Origin of the sequence: Sphingobacterium alimentarium (assembly GCF_004342685.1) — a bacterium.
In the GTDB taxonomy this organism is placed as follows: domain Bacteria; phylum Bacteroidota; class Bacteroidia; order Sphingobacteriales; family Sphingobacteriaceae; genus Sphingobacterium; species Sphingobacterium alimentarium.
In genome coordinates, this window is sequence record NZ_SMBZ01000019.1 from 40,023 (window position 1) to 65,045 (window position 25,023).

Annotated in this window: 22 protein-coding genes and 1 rRNA gene; 6 read left to right on the forward strand and 17 right to left on the reverse strand. The window is 38.4% G+C overall.

Features of this window, described 5'->3' with window-relative positions; translation table 11 throughout:
* Positions 1 to 117 precede the first annotated feature (117 nt).
* Complete coding sequence (locus tag EDC17_RS08465) at positions 118 to 4,428, reverse strand: translocation/assembly module TamB domain-containing protein (protein WP_132777654.1); 4,311 nt, start codon at positions 4,426 to 4,428, stop codon at positions 118 to 120.
* A gap of 87 nt (positions 4,429 to 4,515) precedes the next feature.
* On the opposite strand from EDC17_RS08465, the gene tsaD reads away from it, so the two are divergent.
* Complete coding sequence (gene tsaD, locus EDC17_RS08470; RefSeq protein ID WP_132777655.1) at positions 4,516 to 5,517, forward strand: tRNA (adenosine(37)-N6)-threonylcarbamoyltransferase complex transferase subunit TsaD; 1,002 nt, start codon at positions 4,516 to 4,518, stop codon at positions 5,515 to 5,517.
* 42 nt (positions 5,518 to 5,559) lie between these two features.
* Here tsaD and EDC17_RS08475 read toward each other — a convergent pair whose 3' ends face one another.
* Positions 5,560 to 5,847: a hypothetical protein gene (locus EDC17_RS08475; RefSeq protein WP_243646092.1), complete on the reverse strand. Its 288-nt coding sequence runs from the start codon at positions 5,845 to 5,847 to the stop codon at positions 5,560 to 5,562.
* A 58-nt stretch (positions 5,848 to 5,905) separates the two neighbouring features.
* Here EDC17_RS08475 and EDC17_RS08480 point away from each other — a divergent pair, with 58 nt between their 5' ends.
* The gene (locus EDC17_RS08480) at positions 5,906 to 6,703 is read left to right on the forward strand and encodes a class I SAM-dependent methyltransferase (protein WP_132777656.1); all 798 of its coding nucleotides are present in this window, start codon (positions 5,906 to 5,908) and stop codon (positions 6,701 to 6,703) included.
* A gap of 45 nt (positions 6,704 to 6,748) precedes the next feature.
* Here the strand turns inward: EDC17_RS08480 and EDC17_RS16860 are convergent, their stop codons facing one another.
* A complete protein-coding gene (locus EDC17_RS16860) occupies positions 6,749 to 6,913 on the reverse strand; it encodes a hypothetical protein (protein ID WP_165894387.1) in 165 nt (54 codons plus the stop codon).
* 115 nt (positions 6,914 to 7,028) lie between these two features.
* Between EDC17_RS16860 and EDC17_RS08485 the strand changes: the two genes are divergently transcribed.
* Complete coding sequence (locus tag EDC17_RS08485; RefSeq protein ID WP_132777657.1) at positions 7,029 to 8,519, forward strand: IS1634 family transposase; 1,491 nt, start codon at positions 7,029 to 7,031, stop codon at positions 8,517 to 8,519.
* Positions 8,520 to 8,592: 73 nt separating this feature from the next.
* On the opposite strand, the gene EDC17_RS08490 is transcribed toward EDC17_RS08485, so the two are convergent.
* Together EDC17_RS08490 and tatA are read right to left on the reverse strand one after the other, a co-directional pair.
* Complete coding sequence (locus tag EDC17_RS08490) at positions 8,593 to 10,815, reverse strand: Tex family protein (RefSeq protein ID WP_132777658.1); 2,223 nt, start codon at positions 10,813 to 10,815, stop codon at positions 8,593 to 8,595.
* A 90-nt stretch (positions 10,816 to 10,905) separates the two neighbouring features.
* Positions 10,906 to 11,415, reverse strand: a complete 510-nt coding sequence (gene tatA / locus EDC17_RS08495; protein ID WP_132777659.1) for a twin-arginine translocase TatA/TatE family subunit — start codon at positions 11,413 to 11,415, stop codon at positions 10,906 to 10,908.
* Between the two features lie 148 nt (positions 11,416 to 11,563).
* Between tatA and EDC17_RS08500 the strand changes: the two genes are divergently transcribed.
* Entirely contained in the window at positions 11,564 to 12,922 is a 1,359-nt protein-coding gene (locus tag EDC17_RS08500; protein ID WP_132777660.1) for an MATE family efflux transporter, read from the forward strand.
* Here EDC17_RS08500 and EDC17_RS08505 read toward each other — a convergent pair whose 3' ends face one another.
* The 7 genes from EDC17_RS08505 to EDC17_RS08535 form a co-directional block, all read right to left on the reverse strand.
* Complete coding sequence (locus EDC17_RS08505; RefSeq protein WP_132777661.1) at positions 12,923 to 13,615, reverse strand: sulfite exporter TauE/SafE family protein; 693 nt, start codon at positions 13,613 to 13,615, stop codon at positions 12,923 to 12,925.
* Positions 13,616 to 13,620: 5 nt separating this feature from the next.
* Positions 13,621 to 14,046 carry a FixH family protein gene (locus EDC17_RS08510; RefSeq protein ID WP_132777662.1) on the reverse strand — a complete coding sequence of 142 codons (426 nt, stop codon included), beginning with the start codon at positions 14,044 to 14,046 and terminating at the stop codon, positions 13,621 to 13,623.
* An 11-nt stretch (positions 14,047 to 14,057) separates the two neighbouring features.
* Complete coding sequence (gene ccoG, locus EDC17_RS08515) at positions 14,058 to 15,446, reverse strand: cytochrome c oxidase accessory protein CcoG (protein WP_132777663.1); 1,389 nt, start codon at positions 15,444 to 15,446, stop codon at positions 14,058 to 14,060.
* 31 nt (positions 15,447 to 15,477) lie between these two features.
* The gene (locus EDC17_RS08520) at positions 15,478 to 16,359 is read right to left on the reverse strand and encodes a cbb3-type cytochrome c oxidase N-terminal domain-containing protein (RefSeq protein ID WP_243646093.1); all 882 of its coding nucleotides are present in this window, start codon (positions 16,357 to 16,359) and stop codon (positions 15,478 to 15,480) included.
* A 4-nt stretch (positions 16,360 to 16,363) separates the two neighbouring features.
* Positions 16,364 to 16,555, reverse strand: coding sequence for a hypothetical protein (locus EDC17_RS08525; protein ID WP_132777664.1), 192 nt, complete (start codon positions 16,553 to 16,555; stop codon positions 16,364 to 16,366).
* Between the two features lie 8 nt (positions 16,556 to 16,563).
* Positions 16,564 to 18,690 (reverse strand): cytochrome-c oxidase, cbb3-type subunit I, encoded by a 2,127-nt coding sequence (gene ccoN / locus EDC17_RS08530; RefSeq protein ID WP_132777665.1) that lies wholly within the window; start codon positions 18,688 to 18,690, stop codon positions 16,564 to 16,566.
* 157 nt (positions 18,691 to 18,847) lie between these two features.
* Positions 18,848 to 19,555 carry a lytic transglycosylase domain-containing protein gene (locus EDC17_RS08535; RefSeq protein ID WP_243646094.1) on the reverse strand — a complete coding sequence of 236 codons (708 nt, stop codon included), beginning with the start codon at positions 19,553 to 19,555 and terminating at the stop codon, positions 18,848 to 18,850.
* Between the two features lie 284 nt (positions 19,556 to 19,839).
* Here EDC17_RS08535 and EDC17_RS08540 point away from each other — a divergent pair, with 284 nt between their 5' ends.
* Positions 19,840 to 21,132, forward strand: coding sequence for a pseudouridine synthase (locus EDC17_RS08540; RefSeq protein WP_132777667.1), 1,293 nt, complete (start codon positions 19,840 to 19,842; stop codon positions 21,130 to 21,132).
* Between the two features lie 104 nt (positions 21,133 to 21,236).
* On the forward strand, positions 21,237 to 21,707 hold the full coding sequence (locus EDC17_RS08545) for a pyrophosphohydrolase domain-containing protein (RefSeq protein WP_132777668.1): 471 nt from the start codon (positions 21,237 to 21,239) through the stop codon (positions 21,705 to 21,707).
* A 26-nt stretch (positions 21,708 to 21,733) separates the two neighbouring features.
* Here EDC17_RS08545 and EDC17_RS08550 read toward each other — a convergent pair whose 3' ends face one another.
* From EDC17_RS08550 to rrf, 5 genes are all read right to left on the reverse strand, one after another.
* Positions 21,734 to 22,759 carry a hypothetical protein gene (locus tag EDC17_RS08550; protein WP_132777669.1) on the reverse strand — a complete coding sequence of 342 codons (1,026 nt, stop codon included), beginning with the start codon at positions 22,757 to 22,759 and terminating at the stop codon, positions 21,734 to 21,736.
* Positions 22,760 to 22,840: 81 nt separating this feature from the next.
* Positions 22,841 to 23,794 (reverse strand): TIGR01212 family radical SAM protein, encoded by a 954-nt coding sequence (locus EDC17_RS08555; RefSeq protein ID WP_132777670.1) that lies wholly within the window; start codon positions 23,792 to 23,794, stop codon positions 22,841 to 22,843.
* A 73-nt stretch (positions 23,795 to 23,867) separates the two neighbouring features.
* Positions 23,868 to 24,299, reverse strand: a complete 432-nt coding sequence (locus EDC17_RS08560) for an META domain-containing protein (protein ID WP_132777671.1) — start codon at positions 24,297 to 24,299, stop codon at positions 23,868 to 23,870.
* A gap of 97 nt (positions 24,300 to 24,396) precedes the next feature.
* Positions 24,397 to 24,816 carry an META domain-containing protein gene (locus EDC17_RS08565; RefSeq protein ID WP_132777672.1) on the reverse strand — a complete coding sequence of 140 codons (420 nt, stop codon included), beginning with the start codon at positions 24,814 to 24,816 and terminating at the stop codon, positions 24,397 to 24,399.
* Between the two features lie 126 nt (positions 24,817 to 24,942).
* Positions 24,943 to 25,023, reverse strand: a 5S ribosomal RNA gene (gene rrf / locus EDC17_RS17710); the annotation flags it as partial.

Consider the following 25,023-nt stretch of genomic DNA (forward strand, 5'->3'; position numbering starts at 1 on the left):
TTAGGGAAATGTATTCGTGAGATTTATTAATTACCAAAGAATAATATTACGTATGCCGGTATATACTTACTATATAAGGAGATTATATAGAGTTATTTAAATAAAATAAAGAGAGAGTTAATCTTTTGGCTTTGCAGGTTTGACAAACCACAGTCTTCTCCAGAGTTCGCCTAGCGAATTAAATTCTTGACGGTACACTAAACCTAGAGCGGTTATGTACTCTGCATCCAATGAGCGAATAAGAAAATTGCGGGTGTAAGGTCTATTGTATGCACGGAAAAGCAGGTTGCCATCTTGGCGCAGCTTATAGGTCAATTCAGCATCTGTGGTAATACCCTGACGGAAAAAGGTCAAGTCCGTCGCTTCATAATTCGTGCGATCAGTTATTCCTCCGGACAAGACCAATCTATCATTTAGCAAGCGCAAAGAGGCTGAAGCATCATTGAATGATCGAATATTCAAGTCCAAAAAATTCACATTCAAAGACTGAGAAATAATATTATTCAACTGATTAAAAGCGATTTCAGTACCGGCGGACAGCAATGTATTATTCACTTCCCTACCGATTTCATTGGATGAACTTGGCGTGAAGCTTCTTCGTACGATGAGACTTAATGCTTGCTGATTGACATTATTCGCATCACTCAGGTAACTTTGCAATTGATCCTTAATGTATGGGTTTTGCGGAAAATTAAGATCGAACGTGACATCCGGCTGCTCTAACGTACCTTTGATAAGCATATCCGCTTGTGCGAGCACACGCTCATTGTCTCCTGCATGGCCAGCAGCATTAAACAATGGTCCAATAGCTGTACGTTGCTGATAGATGGCGTTTAGATTGATAACAGCCTCTGTGGGTTCACCCGTCCAACGTATTGTTCCTCCTTCTTTGATGTCAAAATACTTATTGATAAAATCTTGCGCGGTAAAGTGAAACTTGCCCTGCGTAACGATATAATCGCCAAACATTTCAAAATCTCCGAGATTAGAAATTTTCATCGCTATTGTACCGCTACCACTGCCACGCAGGGAGCCCATAGTCGTTTGAAGATTAACTTCAGCATCTGGCGTAAAATTCAGGTTCATATTCATGGTCAGACCGTTGAAAAGATTTCGTTTTACGCGATTCTCATTTTCGGAAGAGTCTGCACTGACGAAATAAATAAAATCATTATCTGAAATCGTCATAGCGGAATTGAATGGCAAAGTGATATAAGTACCATTCTCCGATCGTGCGTCTATATCAATATTAATGGAAGAAGTGTACCCTTTGAATCGAAATACCCCAGTGGCAAAGGCAGTACCATAGTATTGGTTATTATCCTTGTAACTGGTGTTAAGAATCATAATTTTGTTACCACTGATATCCACATCGATATATGGATTGGCCAATTTTTGGAGATTAACCATGCCATTAGCCACAGCCGAGTTTCCTCTGCTGTCACGCAAAGTCAGATTCTGCAAAATGATCGCATTATTCTCTACCAAAGCAATCTGATTGTCCACGAGATAATGCGTATTGAGGTAGTTGACCGTAAATTCTGCAGCATTAAATCTTCCTAACCCCGTTATTTTAGGGTTTTTAAATGTGCCTTTTATTTCGACATCCGCATTTCCTTTTCCTTTTAAGTTGGAAACTAATTTTTTCAAAAAGGGTTGAAATATAGCTAGATCAGTTTCTTGGAGTTTACCTTTTAAATCCAGTTTTTCATCCTCATTAAAGAAATTATATTCCCCATTGATCAGTACACCGCGCTGCAAATCATCTAGCAACTGCATATCAATCAGCATGTTGCCTGTCACAGGATTAAAGTTCGCTTCCAACCCTAACTTACCAATAGCCACCTCATTATATACAATAGGGCTAGTCTGTATATTCATCGAGGCAACAGGATTTTTAAATACAGAAACAATATCAACTTTACCATCCATCATGCCTTCGAGATGAATACCAAGTGGCTTAGTAATCCCCTGTAAGGAAGCTAAATCAAAATTTTGGAACAGCATATTCAACTTATCATTCTCTTTGGAGAGAACACCATCCAATTTGACCTGCTGTTTGTCCTGATTCAATACAAGATCAGATATATATATTTTGCCTTGCGAAATATGCATTTTTGCATCATCATTCAAGGACCATTTTTCGCTGTTAAGTACGATGTATGAAGGTCGGAAATGTATGTATGCGGGAGCATTGTGTGCGAAGTGTATGTCGCCGTTGAGATTGAGGTAATTGGTCGCATGCTTTTCGGACATTTCCACATTAAAGACCAAACTATCATTTGCCAACACATTTCGAATAGCGACATTATTTATGTACGTACTATCTGCAAAATTCACTCTATCTGCTTTTATATCTAGTGAAAAAGCACGGTTATCCGCATTTTCTTGAACAGAAAGATTGCTCACTTTTATTCCTTTGTATAGCAGAGAAGGACTGAATGCCACAAATTTCGCCTGGTAATCCTCTGAAGAAAATTGCGCATCCAGCAGTGCTCCATCATCCAAGGTAAGCGAAGGATCAAGCAGAGCGGATATCGGCTGGAAAGACTTGACATTGATAGCCAGATTAAAATTCTGTGGATTATAATGCTGCGTCTCTAAATTAATCGCCGGCGCATAGCGCATAGCCAAAGATTTGAAATATGGCACAATAGTATTTAGGTCAATTACGCCAACCATCTCGACATCCAACACATCCGAATTCAAACTTAAGAGACGGCTTTTTTCGTTTCCTTCGGCTTCAAAATTAACCGTTGGAATAAAGAAATCTCCTTTGCTCGTGCTGAAACTAACCGAATGCGCATACAAATGTCCTTCTAGAGTATTTATGCTATTACCGACGAGATTGGTATTGAGAGTCGCATGTTTTAAGATGACGCTATCCTTGTTCAACCAACCCAGTTTGTTAAGCGCCGCATATTTAATAGCCGCATCCAAGATATAGTTGGGCGTGCTATTTTTCCAATCTATACTCGAATTGTAGGTCAACTGGATATTTTTATCATCGACAGTTCCCTCAATAGCAAGTGCTTTATCCGCAAAAGTTCCTTTTACATATATATTTTCATACGAATATGTTGGAGTCGCTATATTGTGAATATTTCCTTCAAATTTTACATCCAAGTCATCCAAATTGAGACCCGATCCGTGAAGGGCTAGGTTGAAAGTACTGCGTTGCACAGATTTTAGATGTAGCACATCACCCAAATTAAAATTGGAAGCCATTAGCTTGCCATCATAAGATAAACGATCCTGGATTTTCAAATGCGCATCGGCTCGCACAGCTCCTGCTACCGTCGTCAGCAAACCCTTTATATCGAAATCATTGTACAACCCTAAAAAGGTTCCCGTATAGTGAAGGTCTTTCAGGTTATGCAATTCAGAAGGAAGCACCAAAGACTTATTATTAGCTAATTTTGGAACAAAATATTCAATATCCTTAGCGGAACTCACCAATTCTTTCACATTAAAACCAAATACAGTTTTATTGATATTGGGTAATCCCTTAATTGTAAAATCACTCTTCAGAGAAGTGTTATTGCCTGTTGCTAATTCGACATTGTTTGCGCGGATATCGGCCACGGTGCCGTTGAGATTTGCATTTTTAATATGCGTACTAAACTGTACGGTATGCATGGACGGCGCAAAAAACTCTATGTCTCGGGAATCTATGTACGAATCTTCCAATTGTGCAGTGACGCGCACATCCTTAATAAAAGAAGTAAAGTCACTAATATCCTTATAATCGAATACCACATAATCTTTCAGCGTCGATTCATTGGTACGGATGAGTAAGTTTTCAAACTTCATCTGCTGCTCGCCATAGGAAGCGTTGGAAGAAAGCTCACGGAGATGAAACCCTGATTTTTCTTTAAGGGTTAAGTGAGAAATATGTGCAGATGTAATTGAACCGAGGGAAATATCATCGACCAAACCCGAAAGCTCTGTCACATACAAATCGCCAAAATCTACTCCACTGTGAGGAGCGTTAATCTGGTGGTTGACCATTCGGAATTTGTTATTCACCAACTCAATTTGTGATAAAGTCAGTTCCAACTTTTGCTTCTGGGTCTTGGGTTCCGTCTTTTTAGGAGCAAAATACTGAACATACTTACTCAGATTCGTACTGTCCTTATAGATTTGATAGTTGAGGTACGCCTCGCGCAGTTTGATTTTTTCGACGGTGACTTTGTTGTCAAAAAACTTGAGCAAATCCAGATTTGCATCCACAGCTTTGGCATACAGCGTCGTATCGCCATTGTGCTCTATGACGGCCAGATTTTGTAATGTCAATGTCGAAAAAGGTTTGAAGTAAACCCTTTCCAAGCTTATTATCGCTTTCAGCTCTTTACTTAGAAACTTGGCTACATGCCCCGTGAGGTAGGTTTGTACGGAAGCAAACTGCAGTGAAAATACAGCAAGCATTACCAGTAATAAGATACTAGTAAGCGTCCAAAGCGTTATTTTCAGTATTTTTTTGATACTTTTGTGCGTTAAATAAATTCTTCCAAAATGGCTGTTATCCTCGGGATCGAATCTTCATGTGATGAGACTTCTGCGTCTATCTGTGTAAACGGTGAAATCAAATCAAATATTATTGCTACACAAGCGATACATGCCAAATATGGTGGTGTAGTACCCGAATTGGCTTCGCGCGCGCATCAGCAAAATATAATCCCGACAGTAGATCAAGCGATACAGCAAGCCAAAATTACAAAAAATGATGTAGATGCCGTAGCTTTTACGCGCGGACCTGGACTTTTAGGTTCACTTTTGGTCGGAACATCCTTTGCTAAATCTTTTGCCTTAGCTCGAAATATCCCTTTAATCGACATCAACCACATGCAAGCGCATATTTTAGCGCATTTTATTGATGATCCAAAACCACAATTTCCTTTTCTATGTCTGACCGTTTCGGGTGGACATACACAGATTGTATTGGTAAAAGATTACTTTGATATGGAACTCATCGGCCAAACCTTGGATGATGCAGCTGGCGAAGCGTTTGACAAAACAGCAAAAATTCTAAATCTTCCGTATCCCGGAGGCCCCCTGATTGATAAATATGCACAACTTGGTAATCCTGATGCTTTCAAATTACCTGAGCCACAGATTGCGGATTTGAATTTTTCTTTTTCGGGATTGAAAACCGCCATTCTCTATTTGGTGCAGGGCGAAATCAAGAAGAATCCTAATTTTTTGGAAGAAAACATGCATGACATCTGTGCATCGGTGCAGCAGCGAATTGTCTCTATCCTCTTGAATAAATTAAAAAAAGCAGCCAAACAGACTGGCGTGAAAGATATTGCTATTGCGGGTGGCGTATCGGCCAATTCGGGCTTACGTAATTCCCTTTTGGCAATGGGCGAAAAATATAAATGGAATGTTTTCATTCCAAAATTTGAGTATTGCACGGACAATGCAGCTATGATTGCTATTGCGGGATATCACAAATTCCTGAAAAGTGATTTTATCGGGCAAGATGTAACGCCTTTAGCGCGCATTCCGATGTAAAGTTCAAACAAAAACGCAGCGTATGAGTACACTGCATTTTTGTTATATATATTTGGCTAATAAATACGACCATTCTTCTTCGAGATTACCTTCGAAAACCGATTGTCTCGCGCGATTGTACCAATAGCGCGCATTCCACATATCCCCTTCTACACGATGCAAGTATGCATGTATATGGGCAGAAACAGGGTCTTCCAAATGATCTATCAGGTCATGCGCCTTTTGCCAATTGCCTTTAGCATCCCACCATAATGCTTGCAGCTGAATTTTCAGATCCATCGGCGGTTTATCTTCTACTAGCGAGTGTTTAAAGTCTTGAATCGTCATCATATTTAAAGATAAGGAAGAAAAAATTAATACTATATTTATACGTTATAAATCCCATACAATGGAACAACCTAAAGATTATATAGCCTTAAATAAAGATTCCTGGAATAGAAGAACGGAGTACCATGTCAAATCCGAATTTTATGATATGGACAACTTTCTAAATGGGAGTAGCTCTTTAAATCCCTTCGAATTAGCTTTATTGGGCGATCTAAATGGTAAATCAGTATTGCATCTGCAATGCCATTTTGGACAAGATAGCATCTCCCTAAGTCGCATGGGCGCAAATGTGGTGGGGGTAGATTTGTCGGATAAGGCCATAGATACCGCCAAACAAATCGCCTTGCAAACAAACTCATCTGCTCAATTTATATGTTGTGATATTTATGATTTACCGCAACATTTGGATCAACAATTCGATATGGTATTCACAAGCTACGGCACTATTGGGTGGCTTCCCGATCTGAACAAATGGGCGGGAATTATTTCCAAATACCTGAAGCCTGGTGGACAATTTGTATTTGTGGAGTTCCATCCTGTCGTGTGGATGTTTGATAATGATTTTGAGAAAGTAGGATATAACTACTTTAATACAGGTGCATTAATCGAAACTGAAACCGGTACGTACGCGGATAGAGAAGCGGACTTGGAGCAAGAATATGTGTGCTGGAATCATAGTCTGAGTGAGGTGATGGGTAGTTTAATCCAAAATGATCTGACTATTCGATCATTTGAAGAGTACGACTATTCGCCATACAATTGTTTTCGTCATACCATCGAATTCGAACCTAAAAAGTATAGAATAGCACATTTGGACAATAAAATTCCGATGGTCTATTCGCTTGTAGCTACCAAATAACAAACGCCCGAAATATTCGGGCGTTTGTTATTTTATTTGTCAATTCTATTTGAACTTACCAGCCAATGCAGCCAATTTTGCGGCCATATCGGTTTGTGGTGCCTTCTCTTCTTTCCGTTCTGAACGTTTGCGTGGAGCTGCTTTATCTTCGGTTTTCATCGACAAAGCAATGCGGCTACGTTTTTCATCCACTTCAGTAACAGTCACCACCACAGGCTGCTGTACTTCCTGACTTGTCCCCTTGTAGAACTAAGAAAATGTATTTATTTGATAATCAGTTTTTTATTTAATAAAAAATCGTAATTTGTCGCACTAAGGGTGTTCTATGTTGCGAATTCGTACAATAAAAACAGGTTCTGGAGCAAGAGCTGTTCAGGTGATCTATTATTTAAACCGCAAAAGGGTTATTTATAAACATATTGGTTCTGCTAAGACCGATTCCGAACTGGAACCCATGCTAGTGGTAGCCCAAGATTTCATTGACAATTACGCACCAACACTACCTTTTGAAATAGAAACAAAATTTGATAACCTACTTTACCTTGATAAAGCCGATTTCTTAGGAGTCTACTATACTTATTTGTACGAGATTCTCTCAGCAATCATTAAAAAAGTGGGGTTATCGGTGATAAATAAACAATTTCTTTTAGATCTGGTCATTATGCGGATACTGGATCCTTCCTCAAAATTACGTTCTATAGAATTACTTGAAACCTGTTTTGGTATCAAACATAACCGGAAATCTTTCTACAAATCAGCCCGAAATTGGTTAAGCTTAAAGGAAGAGGTCGAACAAATCGTAATTAAATTTCTCAAGGAGAATTATGATTTCAATTTCGAACTATTGTTTTACGATGTAACTACATTGTATTTTGAGACATTTGATGCTGATGAATTTCGAAAGCAAGGGTTTTCAAAAGATAATAAATCCCTACAGCCACAAATTTTAGTGGCCTTAATGGTTACTCCAGAAGGCTTTCCTGTAGGTTATGAGGTATTTCCAGGAAATACCTTTGAGGGGCATACCATCCTTCCCGTGGTTAAGGCTTTCATCCAAAAGCACAGTATTAAACAGTTTACAATAGTAGCGGACGCTGCTATGATCAGTAATGATAATGTGGAAGAGCTTAGAAAGGCAGGTATTAATTACATTGTTGGTGCCCGATTGGGCAATATTGGGAATGAGCTCTTCCAACGGATTCATAGTAATTTAGTCCGAGAGGATGTAAACACTATTCGACTACAGACAGAAAAGGGGTATTTGATTTGCAGCTTCTCAAATACAAGATATCGAAAGGATAAGTATGAAATGGAAAAGCAAATACAGCGTGCAGAAATCTTACTGAAAGAGCCTGGTAAAATCAAGAAAGTAAAATTTTTGAAAACCGATAACAAAGAACCTGCATTGAATAATGAATTGATCAATCGAACAAAGATTCTTCTTGGAATTAAAGGCTATTACACAGACCTAGAGGAGTCTATTGTAGATAATGAGACCATAATTAGTAGATATCACGATTTATATAAAATTGAGCAAGCCTTCAGAATCTCTAAAAATGACCTCAAAACAAGGCCCATTTTTCATTTCAAGGAAGAGCCAATAAAATTACATTTACTAATCTGTTTTATGGCATTAGTCATTTCAAAGCACATTGAATTAACCACCAATGTTTCTATCAAAAAGTTTGTAACTGAACTCAAAAAAGTGACCGACGCTAGAATGTTTAGTCAAATCACTAACAAGGAAATGAGAATAAGAGCCAAAATGATGCCTATAGTGGAGGATTTAATACGGAAATTAAATCTGCCGCACTAAAAGGGACAAGTCAGGAGCTACCAAATAACAAACGCCCGAAATATTCGGGCGTTTGTTATTTTATTTGTCAATTCTATTTGAACTTACCAGCCAATGCAGCCAATTTTGCGGCCATATCGGTTTGTGGTGCCTTCTCTTCTTTCCGTTCTGAACGTTTGCGTGGAGCTGCTTTATCTTCGGTTTTCATCGACAAAGCAATGCGGCTACGTTTTTCATCCACTTCAGTAACAGTCACCACCACAGGCTGCTGTACTTTTACGATTTCATGTGGATCGGACACAAAATGATTTGCCAATTGGCTCAAGTGCACCAATCCATCCTGATGTACACCAATATCGACAAATGCACCAAAATTGGTTATGTTGGTCACAATGCCAGGTAACTTCATGCCTACTTTCAAATCCGAAATCGAATTTACACCTTCGGTGAAAGAAAAAGCTTCAAATTGCTCACGCGGGTCTAAACCTGGTTTCGCTAGCTCGGCCATGATATCATTCAAAGTAGGTAAACCCACCTCGTCCGTGATGTATTGTTTCAAATCTATGTTCTTGCGCAATTGATCATCTTTCATCAGCTCAATAACTTGAACACCCAAATCTTTGGCCATCTGCTCCACCAACGCGTAGCGCTCAGGATGCACGGCCGAAGCATCCAATGGATGTTTGGCATTGCGAATACGTAAGAAACCAGCTGCCTGTTCAAAAGCTTTATCCCCTAAGCGAGGCACTTTCTTCAGGTCTCGACGGGAACTAAATGGTCCGTTCTCTTTGCGGTAGTTGACAATCTGTTGGGCCAATGCAGGACCTAACCCGGAGATATAGGCCAATATTTGCTTAGAAGCGGTATTCAATTCAACACCCACAGCATTCACACAAGACATGACTGTATCGTCCAAAGCCGTTTGCAATTTATTTTGGTCTACATCGTGCTGATACTGACCGACACCGATGGATTTAGGATCAATCTTGACCAATTCAGCTAGAGGATCCATCAATCGACGACCAATAGACACGGCGCCGCGAACAGTAACATCGTAATCCGGAAATTCTTCACGTGCCACATCCGAGGCAGAATAGATAGAAGCCCCCGATTCGTTGACCATAACGACAGTCACCGTCGACAAGCCCAATTTGCGAACGAAATCTTCCGTTTCACGACCAGCTGTACCATTACCGATGGCGATAGCTTCTACATCATACTTCGACACCAGATACTTAATCATACGCTCTGCCTCTGCCACACCGCCAGCTCCATTATGAGGGAAAATAGCGGTATTCTCCAACAAATTTCCTTGCGCATCCAACACCACAGTCTTACAGCCCGTACGGAAACCTGGATCAATAGCTATCAGGCGTTTCTGGCCAAGTGGCGCAGCCAATAACAATTGACGAACATTATCCGCAAATACTTTTATCGCTTCCTCATCCGCACGCTGACGGGTCAACACACGAATTTCTGTTTCCATTGACGGCTTCAACAGTCTTTTATAGCCATCGTACAAAGCCAACTCTACTTGTTTGGAAGCTTCATTTTTACCTTTTATATAAATAGATTCTATTTTCGGGATTACCAAATCTTCCTCTACTGCGATATCCAAATACAATAACTCTTCCTTTTCGCCACGACGCATGGCTAATACGCGGTGCGACGGCGCTTTGGCTAATGGCTCTGACCATTCGAAGTAATCTTTATACTTTAATGCAGCTTCTTCTTTCCCTGGAATGACACGCGACACGAAATCACCTTTCTCCAAAAAGACCTTGCGTACACGTGCGCGTACCTCAGCATCTTCCGCTATCGCCTCAGCAATAATATCGCGCGCACCTGCTAAAGCTTCTTCCGTGTTATGAACACCAACTTCTTCGTTGATAAATTGTTGGGAAAATGATTCAATATCTCCGGACTGCTGTTGAAGTAAAAAGTCCGCAAGCGGCTGCAATCCTTTTTCACGTGCAATAAGCGCACGTGTACGGCGCTTAGGCTTGTAGGGTAGATAAATATCTTCCAACGAAGACATGGTTTCGGCTCCTTTGACTAGCGCTTCTAGCTCCGGAGTAAGTTTCCCTTGGTCTTGGATAGATTTTAATATTGCTTCTTTGCGCTTATCCAAATCACGTAATTGCTGAATACGATCGCGAATAGCAGTAATCTGTACCTCATCCAGTGAACCCGTCATTTCTTTACGGTACCGCGATATAAATGGAATAGTCGCTCCCTCATCCAATAATGCTAAAGTAGTGCTTACTTGCTTTTGGGTGATGGACAATTCCTTCGAAATAATAATTTCGTGTGACATATATAGTAATTTATAAAATCGAATATAATAACAAGAAAGCTGCTGAAAATAACCTTTCAACAGCTTTCTAATATAGTATTTTTCTAAATATTACGCGTTTTGCGATGGATTTTCTTTTGCTGAATCTGTAGCTACATCTTCCTTAGGTTCCCCTTCGGTAGCATTCTTCTCGTCTTCCGAAAAATAATCATTGTAACCATACTTGTAGTATTCAGTCTCATCTACAGGATGAGCTCCTGGATCATGTTGAACCGAATTTTCAGGTTGTGTAAATTGAGGGAATTTCTTTTCCTCTACCGGCGTCTCTGTTGAGGCTACTTGTTCGCCGGACTCTACTTGTTCCGTTGGAGCCGGTGTTTCCACTGGAGTGGACTTATACGTTGGTTTATCTTCTACCGTAACATCCAAATCCTTCTCAAAATTGTTAATCTGATCTGAGATTTCACGTTTGATATCCTCCGACGCATCTTTAAATTCGCGAATACCCTTACCTAAGCCTCTTGCTAGTTCAGGTAATTTTTTTCCTCCAAATAATAACAAGATAACGATTACGATAAGAATCATCTCTTGGGTACCTATATTCAAAAAAGCTAATGTCATCTTTTTTCTATTTTACATTTTCTATGATTGCTAAGGTAAGTGTATTCTACTTTTTGACCAATAGTTATTTGTAAATATTTAGACACATTTGAAAACCCCTTAGTTTGCAAGGAAACTTTCGTACCTTTGCAGGCTATTTCCAAAATATATGTTTACTAGTATTAAAAAACACAGATCGTATTATATAAGTGCATTAGCTTTAGCGGGTCCGTTAATTATTGCTCAATTGGGTCACACGCTAGTGCAGACCTCAGATACCATGATTATTGGTCACTTTTTAGGCAAAATATCACTTGCAGCATCATCATTGGCGCACTCGGTATTTATGATGGTATTGGTATTTGGATTGGGTATTGCTTATGGATTGACACCTCTTATTGCGCAAGCGAGTGGCAAAAACAATAAAGAAGAGATTTCTAAGCTTCTTTCCAATAGTATATGGGTAAATATCATTGTTAGTATATTCCTCTTCTGTGGTGTATTCTACGGGTCGATGTATGGCATGCAACATGTAGATCAGGATCCAGCGGTAGTAGAAGAAGCGAAACCTTATTTATTTGTATTGAGTCTTTCCATCTTCCCTTTGATGATATTTAACGCGTTCAAACAATTTGCAGAAGGATTGGGATTTACGAAGCAAGCGATGCGTATTACTATTTGGGGTAACGTATTAAATGTTGTTCTAGCCATTATTTTTGTGAAAGGTATGTTTGGCATAGAACCCATGGGTATAGCGGGGGTTGGTATTGCGACTTTGATAGACAGAATATTGATGATGATCATCATGGGAGGGTATGTTTTGAAGTCAAAATACTTTAAGGAATACATGTTTCACTTCAATTTTTTCTCTGTACAAATAAAGCGCATTAAAGCTATTTTGAAAATTGGAGCTCCTGTCGCATTTCAATACACCTTTGAAGTAGGATTATTTGCGGGAGCATCTCTTATAGCTGGAAAAATCGGTGCATTAGATCAAGCAGCTCACAATGTGGCTTTGACGCTAGCATCGATGACGTATATGATGGCCACAGGTATTGCTAGTGCAATCACTATAAAAATTGGAAACAGCTACGGAAAAGAGAACTATGACAGGTTAAAAACATTTGCCAAAATAGCATACCGTATTATTCTGGGCTTTATGATATTTACCGCAATTATTTTTGCTGTATTCAACCATACATTGGCGTCATTAATGACTACAGATAAAGAAGTAATCGCGTTGGCTGCTCAGTTGCTAATTATCGCTGGATTATTCCAACTCTTTGATGGCACGCAGGTCATTGGTCTCGGTATTCTTCGCGGTATCGGTGATGTGAATATCCCTACCTTAATCACATTATTTGCTTATTGGGTTATAGGTTTACCTAGCGGCTACTATATGGGCGTAGAATTAGAGATGGGTGTGCAGGGTGTTTGGTACGGACTAACGTTTGCGCTATTGGTATCTTCTATCCTATTATATATGCGATACAAATATATGATTCGCAAAAAGTTTGCCCTGTCGTAATTATTGGCAGGAAATTGCACCATCAATATTGAGTAATGGGCTGAGGTATGGTATGTCCCAATTTGCTCCTCTGAGCAAAAACCACACGCCCATTAGGATATATAGAGCAGGCAATAAAGAAGCAAATTTAAACTTAAACAGTTTTCTGGGAAGATGTGTGAAAAAGGAAAATAATAGCATCAAAGGCAAAGTTCCTAATCCAAATAACACCATAAACTGAAAACTCGACACCATATCATCAGCATTCATGGCTGAAGCTAATGCCATGTAGACCATTCCACAAGGTAAAAATCCATTCATCATTCCGGCAATAAATGCACCGTTGGGTTTATACAGCCATTTGCCCATAGCTTTGGCAAAAGGTTGAATAGCTTGAGTCTGAAACCGGGCGAGCGCGGGCAACTTATGGATATATGCATACGAAAGACCGATTAGCACCAGTATGGCTCCTGTCACCAACGAAAAACCTTGTTGCCAACCTTTCATAACAACAGAAGAACCTAGCCAACCAAATAATAAACCGATAAAACCATAAGTCAATATTCTGCCGACTTGATAGAGGATTTTATTGGTAGCTACTGCGAAGGACAACTGTTGATTCTGCTGCAGCGCAAATAGCAATGGCCCACACATGAGTGTACAATGTATACTCCCAAATAAACCCATAAAAAATGCCAGCAGATTGTAACTCATTGATACTATTGTATGTATAAAGATTGTGAATGTAGATAGCTTTTTTTGCTATTTTCCCACGAAATATCCAGGGACCAGTTTCCTTTTACAAAGGTCGTAATCGGCAATTTGAATTGCGTATCTGCAGTGGCAAAAGGTATTTCTCTATCCAAACCACCATCCGAAGGACGCTTAAATATAAGCTTGCCCTGATTATTCGTCGTTACAAAAGTAATCGTCAGTGTATCCTTTCCGAGCAGAATGTTCGGCTTAGCATTGTCATTGATAAGATTTTGTTTGCTATCGTAAACTTGGTCATACGATAGGCTATTTTCATAATAATCATTATCAATAAGTGTATCTGAATCATGGCTCACCATATATATGCTCACCCCTATTATGAAGAGCATAAATGCAGCTAATCCGATCACTATCTTACTTCCCCAATTCATAGTTTTATCTTTTATTTTCCTGGAGGACAGATAAATGTTGTTTTCAACGATTTTATCTCCTCTCCATTTGAGAATATATGTACCCTTGTATTTGTCTTGTAGGTACTGATATTATTTTTGTCCGCTATTAGGAAGAAAGAGATTTTTGCGGTACCATCCTTATGCAAAGTATCTATCTTATTGACGATCTGAATATCAAAATTGTCATTCGCTTCGAGCTCAAAGGGTATATCTCGTCCACTTTTATTCAATACTTCCATCGTGTACAGATTACTGATTCGGCCGTCAGGCTGGGTTTGATAGGTACTTCCCGTAGCACGCAGGACAGTTCCATCGATAGGCGCACGGCTGAATATAAGGAAAAGGAATACCCCCGTTAAAAGCACTAAAATTATACTGTACAAAATTTGTCGCATAGGATTTTTCTTAAAATCCTTTTTCCCTTCTATCTGTCCCAACGAATAAAAACCAATCAAACGCTTTGGTTTTCCGATTTTATCCATGACTGTATCACAGGCATCAACACAAGCTGTACAATTGACACATTCCAGCTGAACACCATTTCGAATATCTATACCTGTAGGACATACATGTACACATAGACCACAGTCCACACAATCCCCTTTTGCGGCTTCATCCTTCTTACTTAATTTGCCTCTAGGCTCTCCGCGTTGCTCATTATATGCGACGGTCAGACTCTGGTCATCCAAAAGCACTCCTTGCAACCGCCCATACGGACATATCGTAGTACACACAATCTCGCGCACATGCGCAAATACACCATAGAAAACCAACGTAAAAACAATCATCGCAATAAATCCGCCCAGATGCGCATCAATCGGTTCGGTGATTATTTTGTACAACGCATCTACGCCGATGATATACGAGAGAAATATATTGGAGATAAATAAAGATATAAGCAGGAAAATACTGTGTTTAAGCAGTTTTTTCCATGCACGCGCATCGGTGTTAGGCCCCTCGTTAAGTTTCTTTTGTTGTGTCCAATCTCCTTCGATCAGATATTCTATCCGACGGAATATTAATTCCATGAATATGGTCTGCGGACAGGTCCAGCCACACCACACCCGCCCAAATATGGCGGTAAAGAGGACTATTCCGACCATGATAATCAACATTCCGAAGACGAATATATGCAGATCCTGCGGAAAGAATATATTGCCAAATATGGAGAATTTACGCTCCACAATATTGAACATCAAGAATGGATTCCCATTCAATTTAATAAAAGGAGCGATAAATAGAAACAGTAACAAACCATATCCCACCCACTGTCGGTAATTATACAATTGGCCGGAAGGCTTTTTTGCATAAATCCAATTTCTTTTTTTTCCTTTAGATGGTAAGACCGGACCCTCACTATTATTAACTACTGCTTCCATATCGCTCTCTCTTCTATATAATAATTAAACGCTATTTTACTTCTTCTTCGGGGTCGGAACTTCCTTCCGCCTCATAACTTTGCACTTCGACGCCCTCAGCAGCCTTAGCATTGGCTGGCTTTGTATCACGCAGGCTGATAATATAGCTTGATACTTCAGCGATTTGGCCAGGAGTCAACGTTTGTTCCCACGGCACCATTCCCTTTTCAGGCACACCATATTTAACCGTTTTGAAGATATCTTTGACTTCTCCCCCATGTATCCAGAATCTATCCGTTAGGTTAGGACCGATAGTACCTTCACCATTTGCGCCATGACACGCCGCACAGTTTGCCGTGAAAATCGCTTTTCCGGCAGGAGCTAGCGCAGCATTGTATTCCACCGTGCTTTCATCAACCAAGTTGGCTGCTTGAGCCAAATATTCTTGCTTAGCTTTCTCGGCCACAGATAGCTCATGTAGATACTCCTGATCTTGGTTCATACCCCATCCGAAAACATGATACACAAGCAAATAGATAAAACCAAAAATAATAGAGCCATAGAATAAGGCATTAAACCATACTGGAATGGGATTATCCAATTCGACAATACCATCGTAGCTGTGATCGATCATGAGATCTTTTTCCTCTTCCATAGGTCGCACACCCAATAGCTTATTCCATGCCGCAGCCCTGTTCAGCTTACGCTGAGCCGCTTTCGCCTGCTTCTCTTCTTGCTCCTTTTTTACGACCTCTGGCATTGTGACACTCAAGATGGATTTCATCGCTTTATTCACAACTAGTGCTGCAAAAAGTAGCGCAATCATAACTACAATCAGTGTAATGACGAGTATATCACTATACAGATTGACCGTTCCTAATTTCCATTGTGATACCTCCGCAACAGCCTCGGCACCATTTACCATTTCATTCATATTTCTAATTGCTATCGGATAAATGATTAGATTTTGGTTCTGATTCGTCGAAAGGAAGTTCCTTCATATATTGGATATAGTCTTTCTTCATAAAGAATAACATCAATCCTACTACGATGAAAAATATGAGGAAAATCCAGAGTGATGTCATTAAATAGATTTCATCACCTTGTAAATTTGTAATTTGCTTGAACATAACTTCTATTATTTGTTGTTAGCTGTCGAGTTATTCGCTTTGATATCCGTCCCTAATCGCTGTAAGTAAGCAATCATCGCGATTATCTCGCGGTCGGATTTTACTTCCACTTGATTATTAGCCAAATCTTGTGCTATCGCTTGTGCCTGAGCTTCGAGATCCTGTAGAGCACCTTGCACTTCCGCATCTGTATAAGGTACACCGAGTGTTTTCATAGCTTCCATCTTGGCTACTAATGAAGAATTATCCAACTCTTGATCAATCAACCATGGATAGGCCGGCATAATACTTCCTGGCGACGTGATTGTCGGATCCATCATATGATCAAAATGCCATTTGTGTGGATATTTACCACCTATACGGTGCAAATCAGGTCCTGTACGTTTAGATCCCCACAAGAATGGTCTATCATAGATAAACTCACCTGCTTTGGAATATTCACCATAGCGCGAAGTTTCTGAACGGAATGGACGAATAGTTTGCGAGTGACAATTGACACAACCCTCACGTATATATAGATCACGGCCTTGCAATTCTAAAGCAGTATATGGTTTTACACTAGCGATGGTCGGAACATTACTTTGTATAGTGAATGTAGGAATCATCTCTACTATACCCCCAATCAAGATAGCAATCAAGGCCAGCACCATAAATAATACAGGTTTTCTTTCTAACCTTCTGTGTGTAGAACGTTCAGTGGTAACCAATGGCTCTAAAGCTGGAGCTTCAGCAGCTTCATTCGCTAATAGACGCCCTTTCTTCATTGTTTTAGTTAGGTTGTAAGTCATCAGAATTACACCACTCAAATACAAGGCTCCACCTATTGCACGCATCATGTGCATAGGAAGAATTTCCAATGTAGTCGCTAAGAAGTTAGGGTATTTCAACACGCCTTCTGGAGTAAATTCCTTCCACATCAGACCTTGTACTACAGCTGCCCAGTACATTGGAATCGCATAAAAGAGAATCCCTAAGGTACCTAACCAGAAGTGCACATTTGCTAATTTTTTGGAATACAATTCGGTGTTATATACACGTGGCAACAACCAATAAAGGATAGCGAAAGTCATAAAACCATTCCAACCTAAGGCTCCTACGTGCACGTGTGCTACGATCCAATCCGTAAAGTGGGCAATCGCATTTACTTGTTTTAAGGATAAGAGTGGTCCTTCGAAGGTCGCCATACCATAACAGGTCAACGCTACTACCATAAACTTCAGTATAGGCTCTACACGCACCTTGTCCCATGCTCCGCGCAAGGTCAATAGTCCGTTGATCATACCACCCCAAGATGGAGCAATCAACATGATTGAGAATACTACCCCTAAAGATTGAACCCACGAAGGCAATGAAGTGTACAGTAAATGATGAGGACCAGCCCAGATATAGATAAATATCAACGACCAGAAGTGAAGAATACTTAATTTGTACGAATACACAGGACGGTTAGCCATCTTCGGTAAGAAATAATACATCATACCCAAGAATGGAGTGGTCAAGAAAAATGCCACCGCATTATGTCCATACCACCACTGAACCAAAGCATCCTGCACACCGGAGTACACATAGAAACTTTTCCAGAAAGTCACAGGCAATTGGATGGAATTCACAATATGTAACACAGCTACCGTCACGAATGTCGCAATGTAGAACCATACTGCTACATACATGTGGCGCTCTCTACGTTTTATGATTGTTCCAAACATATTGATACCAAAAACCACCCAGATCAACGTAATACCCAAATCTATCGGCCATTCCATCTCTGCATACTCATGGGAAGACGTATATCCTAATGGCAAGGTGATCGCAGACGCTATAATAATGAGCTGCCATCCCCAAAAATGTATTTTACTCAATACATCACTGAACATACGTGCTTTGAGAACACGCTGTAAAGAGTAATAAACCCCCATAAAAATAGCATTACCCACAAAAGCAAAAATCACTGCATTAGTGTGTACTGGACGCACACGGCCAAACGTCGTGTACTGGGTCAAAAAATTCATTTCGGGCCATATCAACTGTAAGGCTACCAGCAAACCGATAGACATCCCTATGATACCCCAAATTATAGTCGCGATACCAAAATTCCGGACTATCTTGTTGTCGTAACTAAATTGCTCTAAATGCATTACTTTATCATTTTGTTTTATGGTGTAAAAGTAATGACAGTTTTATGACAGGCTAATGATACAACTTGGTATTAAAAATGACATTCGTCACTTCTCTAAAACGACATAAGGCCTGATAAAAATCAGGCCTTCCAATGCATACTTTTAGGGGTATGTTTTATATTTTGTAACCGTACATCTGCGGGTTTTCAATTACTTCTTTCACAGAAATAATTTTATACACATAAGATCCGGTTTCGGTATTCAATCGCAAATTATAGTAGTCATCCTTCTTCTGTCTACGCATAGAAGATTTAAGACTACCTCCTCCGACATTGTAAGCAGCAGCTACCAACGTCCAATCCCCAAATTGATCGTACAGGGCCTTTAGATAACGGGCTGCGGCGTGAGTGGACTTCGTAAAGTCTTTGCGCTCATCAACCTTGCCATCCACACGTAATCCATAAAGTCGTGCTGTCGCAGGCATAAATTGCCAATAACCACCAGCGCCCTTATGTGAGCTTACACTTGGATCTAATCCACTTTCTACAATGGGAATGTATTTAAAATCAGATGGGATGCCATACGATTTTAATATTTTTTCGATTTTAGGAAGATACTTATCCGCCTTAGCGTGCATCTGGTGCGAACGCAATTTGCGGAATGAAAATTTATCTAAATAAATTCCTAGTTTTTTCTTTACAGCGGTGTTCTCTACAGGTACACTTTCTTCAGCGAAAGTTAGAGTGCTGTAATATTCTTTCATCTTGAACTCCGGAGAATTTGCTTCCTCCTTTAGCCTAGCGGCATGCTCTAGCATGATTTTTTTGTATGGATTTTCTAGCGAAATCCCTTGTGGGCTTGATTGCAATTTCGATAAAACCATTATCGACATAATTGCTGTTATACACAAAACTCTTTTTTTAATCATTCATTTCCTTAATGCTACCTATCCACGATAAAAATCGATCAAAAATAGCTTGGTCCAATTATGAAGGGCCAAAGGTACAAACTATTTCCTTACTATCCAAATAGTTACACAAACAATAAATTTAGAGCCCTTTTGGAAATAATACGGGAGCCTTTTGAAATGAAGGGTTTAAGAATTAAAAAAACTGAAATATATCAATATTTTTTGTACCTTTGTACCTCAATTTTTATATAAAAATTATGCCATTCAAAAGTCAAAGGAACAGTCGCGAGGACAACTCCAGAAAAAGTAGAAGCAACTCAGAAAGCTTTAAATCGAAAGATAATTCTAACAGAAAGTTCGGAAACAAATCCGAGAATTTCGGAAAGTCTTCATTTAAAAAAGACGATAACAAATCTTTCGGAAAATCATCTTTTTCAAAATCATCAGGCGAGGACAACAAATCATTTGGTAGATCATCTTTCTCTAAAACAAATAGAGAAGACGGTAAATCCGCTGACAAATCTCCATTCGCTAAATTTCACAAAGACAACAAAAGATCTTCTGCGAAATCATCATTTTCTAGGTCAGAAGAGTCTGGAGAAAGAAAACCTTATAATAAATCATTCTCCAAAGATGCTGGCGAGGAGCGTAAAAGCTTTGGCCGCAAACCATTTGGCGCTAAATCATTCGATAAAGAAGGCTACTCTAAAAATAGAAGACCAGAGCCAACACCAGAATATCAAGAGCAAAGAGACAACAACGATTTTAAATACACCAAAAACAGAAAATTCAGACCGGCTAATAAACCAGCGAATAAAGTGTCTGAAGACGATGGCTTAATTCGTTTGAATAGATACATTTCCAATGCTGGAATATGTTCACGACGCAAAGCAGACGAGCTGATCACAGCGGGAGTAATCTCTGTAAACGGTGAAGTAGTAACTTCATTGGGTACTAAAGTAGACCCTGCCAAAGACGAAATCCGTTACAATAACGAACGTCTAAAGCGTGAGAAAATGGTCTATGTGTTGTTAAACAAACCGAAAGATTATATCACGACTACTGACGACCCTCAAGAACGTCGTACAGTGATGCAATTGGTAGCTAAAGCGACTAAAGAGCGTATCTACCCTGTAGGCCGCCTGGATAGAAATACAACAGGACTACTATTATTGACAAATGATGGTAATCTAGCTGAAAAACTTTCGCACCCGCGTAACAATGTAACAAAAATCTACCAAGTGGAATTGAATAAATCGTTGTCACAAGGTGATTTTAATAAAATTCAGTTTGGAATTGAATTGGAAGATGGTCTTATCAAACCGGACGACTTAAGCTATGTAACTGGTGCCTCCAAACGTGAAGTTGGTATTCAGATTCACTCCGGTAAAAATCGTATTGTGAGACGTATTTTCGAATCATTAGGGTACGAGATCGTAAAATTGGATCGCGTCGTGTATGCGAATCTTACGAAAAAAGATTTACCCCGCGGACGTTGGAGATATTTAGAAGAGAAAGAGTTGATTCAACTCAAGCACTTTGTAAAATAAAACAATAAAGTCTCGATACATATCGAGACTTTATTGTTTTTAGGATAGTTTATCTTTAAAAGATAAGAATTTGTATTTTTACACTTCATAAGATATTAATAAATATGACAGACCCTAAATCGTTAACATCCGTAGCTGAATTTCACAAGACCTTTCAGCACCCTATACTAGAAACTCCACAAATACCTTCTGAGACGAGATGCAAATTGCGTGTATCTCTGATTGCGGAAGAACTCAAAGAACTGGAAGAAGCTATTGAAGCAAAGGACATCGTAGAGATCGCAGATGCGCTGTGTGATATTCAGTATGTATTATCAGGTGCCGTGTTGGAATTTGGTTTAGGAGACAAATTCAACAGCTTATTCGAAGAGGTACAACGCTCCAACATGAGCAAGGCCTGTAAGACCGTAGAAGAGGCTGAAGCGACAATGAAATACTACCAAGAAGAAAAGGGTGTGGACTCGTATTATAAAGAAGTAGACGGCTTGTTTTTAGTCTTCCGCGAAGGAGACCATAAAACTCTAAAGTCCATCAACTACTCGCCAGCTGATCTAAAATCTATCGTAGAGCAATAAAAAAAGCGACTTAAAGTCGCTTATTTTTATTGCTCTTTAACGATAACATCAAATTTCAAATTATATTTTAAAGAGGAAAAATCATCCAGACTTGTCAATGTAAACGAAAGTGGATATTTTACAGCCAGTGCACTGTCACTATTGATTTTCAAAAATTCATCAACTGCTCCTTTAATTTCACTCATCCCTTTCGCATATTTTATAAAGCTATCTTTGTTTGCACTATCTCTCCTGTATATAAGTAAATTACTAGCCTTTAAAACTTCCTCATCAATTCTATTTAAGGATGTCTTATTTAATAATTTTTCTAACACCCTATTGAAAGATGCTTTTGTAGAATCACTCTCTGCATACAGTGCATATTCGAAACCGAAAGTTACTGATGATAAATAATGAGGGTTTATATTTTCAGACTTAACTTTTTTAACAAAACTCTGATCATAATTAGCACTGAATTCTACGATATCTGTAAACAAAGTAAGATACTCTAATTTTGAATGATTGACAATACCATATTTCTTGCGAATATAAGTCGAATCATTAACAGCTACTAAAGACTTTATAATTTCATAATCATTTCGATTTGCTATGTAATATTGAAGAGTTGCATAGTCGAAGAAGGAAGAATTGTTAAGAGAAGATAATGTAGAACTTCCTACTGTAAATTTCTTCGCATAACTAAACATCTCATTATAAGATGGGACGAAATTAGCTATATCGGCTGAAAAATTGCTCGGACTGAATATACTAGTCTTTGTATATTTTAGTTCCTTATTAGGAATTGGAATAATATTTAAAAATTTTGATGTATCTTTCAAATTCCATAAACTGCCAATATAAAAGTTTTCTGCATTATCATCATAAATTTTGAAATCGGATATTTCAACTACAGTACCTTTTTTGATGATTTTTGAACCATTAATAATTCCTGTTTCATCGACTTCTTTCTTTGTACTATCTATTTTAACAGGAGGATCAGGTTTCGATTTTGTACAGCTAAAACAAAAAATAAACGCAATAGCATAGATTATTATCGATAATTTATTCAACATAGTATTTACATTTTACTTAAATAAGCATAAGTTAAAAAAAATAAACACAAAAAAATAAAATAAATTAACCTGATTAAAAGTTTAGAAATTAGAATTATAGAGACTTCCCTGCTTTACGCCCCTAGCTTCAAGACCTTTATCAATATAAGTTTGAATACCTGATTTCTTTAAACCCCAATTGGGCGCAATTAACAAATCTTGGTCTGCAATACCAAAAACACGTTGAATGATAATATCAGGTCTCAGTAAGGGAATAAATTTAGCTAAAAATTCCGTATACTCCTCCATGGAGAATAACTTGAACGGTTCACGTTTGTATTTGACACCCATGATAGATCCTTCTACAATATGTAGGTGATGGAGTTTAACGAATTTAATCTGCGGATGTTTGTTGATTTCTTCTGCATATTGAAGCATCATTTCTTCGGTTTCCCATGGAAATCCAAATATAGTATGTACACACAATTCCAACTTCGTATTTTCCAACATCTTCATGGTGGACAAGAACTCATCATGTGAACATCCTCTATTGATACGTTCTAATGTATTATTGTAAATGGATTCCATACCCATTTCCAAATCCACATCCAATCGATCTGTGTAGGATTCCAATAAAGCAATTTTTTCAAAATCCAGACAATCTGGACGTGTACCTACAGATAAGCCTAATGTATTTTCAGGATCTATACTCAAGGCTTCATCATACATCATTTTGAGTAAATGTGTAGGCGCATAAGTATTGGTGTTGGGTTGGAAATAAATAATAAATTTCTCCGCACCATAATTATTACGAGCACGCTCGATGCCATTCTCCACTTGCTCACGGATAGAAGGAATCTTACGAGCCGTATCAGGTGTAAATGAGTCTACATTACAATATGTACAGCCACCATATCCTTTGCTACCATCCCGGTTTGGACAAGTAAAATTACCATCTACGATAACTTTAAATACTTTCTGCCCGTTGTACTTTTCTTTCAGATACGCTCCGTAATGATTATACGGCTTAATACCATTGTCTAATGCTGTTCCCATTCGGTTACAAAGGTAGACAAATTAATCTTGGTGGAAAAATGAATAATAATGCTCTTTAAAAATAGAATATATATTAATTAGCAATACGTTTAAATGATCCTATCATCTTTTTATCAATAAACAGGTATAACTTCCCTTCACTAAATATATAGGAATTTATACTTCTTATATTTGTTCCAAAGTAAGCTTCAATCTCCATATCAGGACAATATTTATAAGTAGTAAACAAGTCCCTAAATTTAATCGTATTACCATCTATTTGATATTCAGAAAAAGCATGATTACAATTGGTACCTACCCCCATACCTCCATCTTTAAAATGTAAAGTTGGAAGTCTACCGTTAGTTGTTGACCTTACTGGAATTTCATATGATTTATGAATTACCCATGTTGTATTATCTAATTCTATATCCTCATGAGTTAAATTTTCCATGTTAATATAATCATCTTCTTTTTTACACCCAAAGAATAGAAGACCAAGTGCTAAAAAAACTAAATACCTCATAATGAATATTTTTATTTTATATATAATAAAGTTTAAGAATCGTGGATTGCTTTTTCTACATGTTATCAATTCCTAATGCCATTTTAATTAGCATTAGCTATATATTTTCTATACGTTTAAATGATCCCATCATCTTCTTTCCAATATATAAATATAATATACCTTCACTATATTTATAAGAACTAATATTTCTCAAATTTTGCATTAAATATATTTCCATTTCTCCTTTCCCCTTACAATGCATCAAGGTAGATTGGTAATCTTTAAATAATAATTCTTTATTAGATATTTTTATCAGTCCATTTATTCCATTACAATCAGTAGTTATACGAAAATCATTTTCACCAAACAAGATAATAGGAAGTCGACTATTTTTATCTTGAGAAAGAGGAATTTCTTTAGAGTCATAAATAGCCCATCTAGTATTAGCCAGATCAATAGACTCATGATTATCATTCTCCTTTTTACAACCTGACAAAAGGACAACAAACATTAATAAAAGAGAGTAAAATTTCATAATTCAAATTCAAAGGTATTGTATTATAACGATTGGAAAATGTATACGCTACACTATATTAAGACAAATATTTTATATAATACAAAAAGCCTTAGTACGATTGTACTAAGGCTTAGTTTTAATAAAAGAAGGCACCGACCTACTCTCCCACCTGTTACGGCAATACCATCGGCTCGGGCGGGCTTAACTGCTCTGTTCGGAATGGGA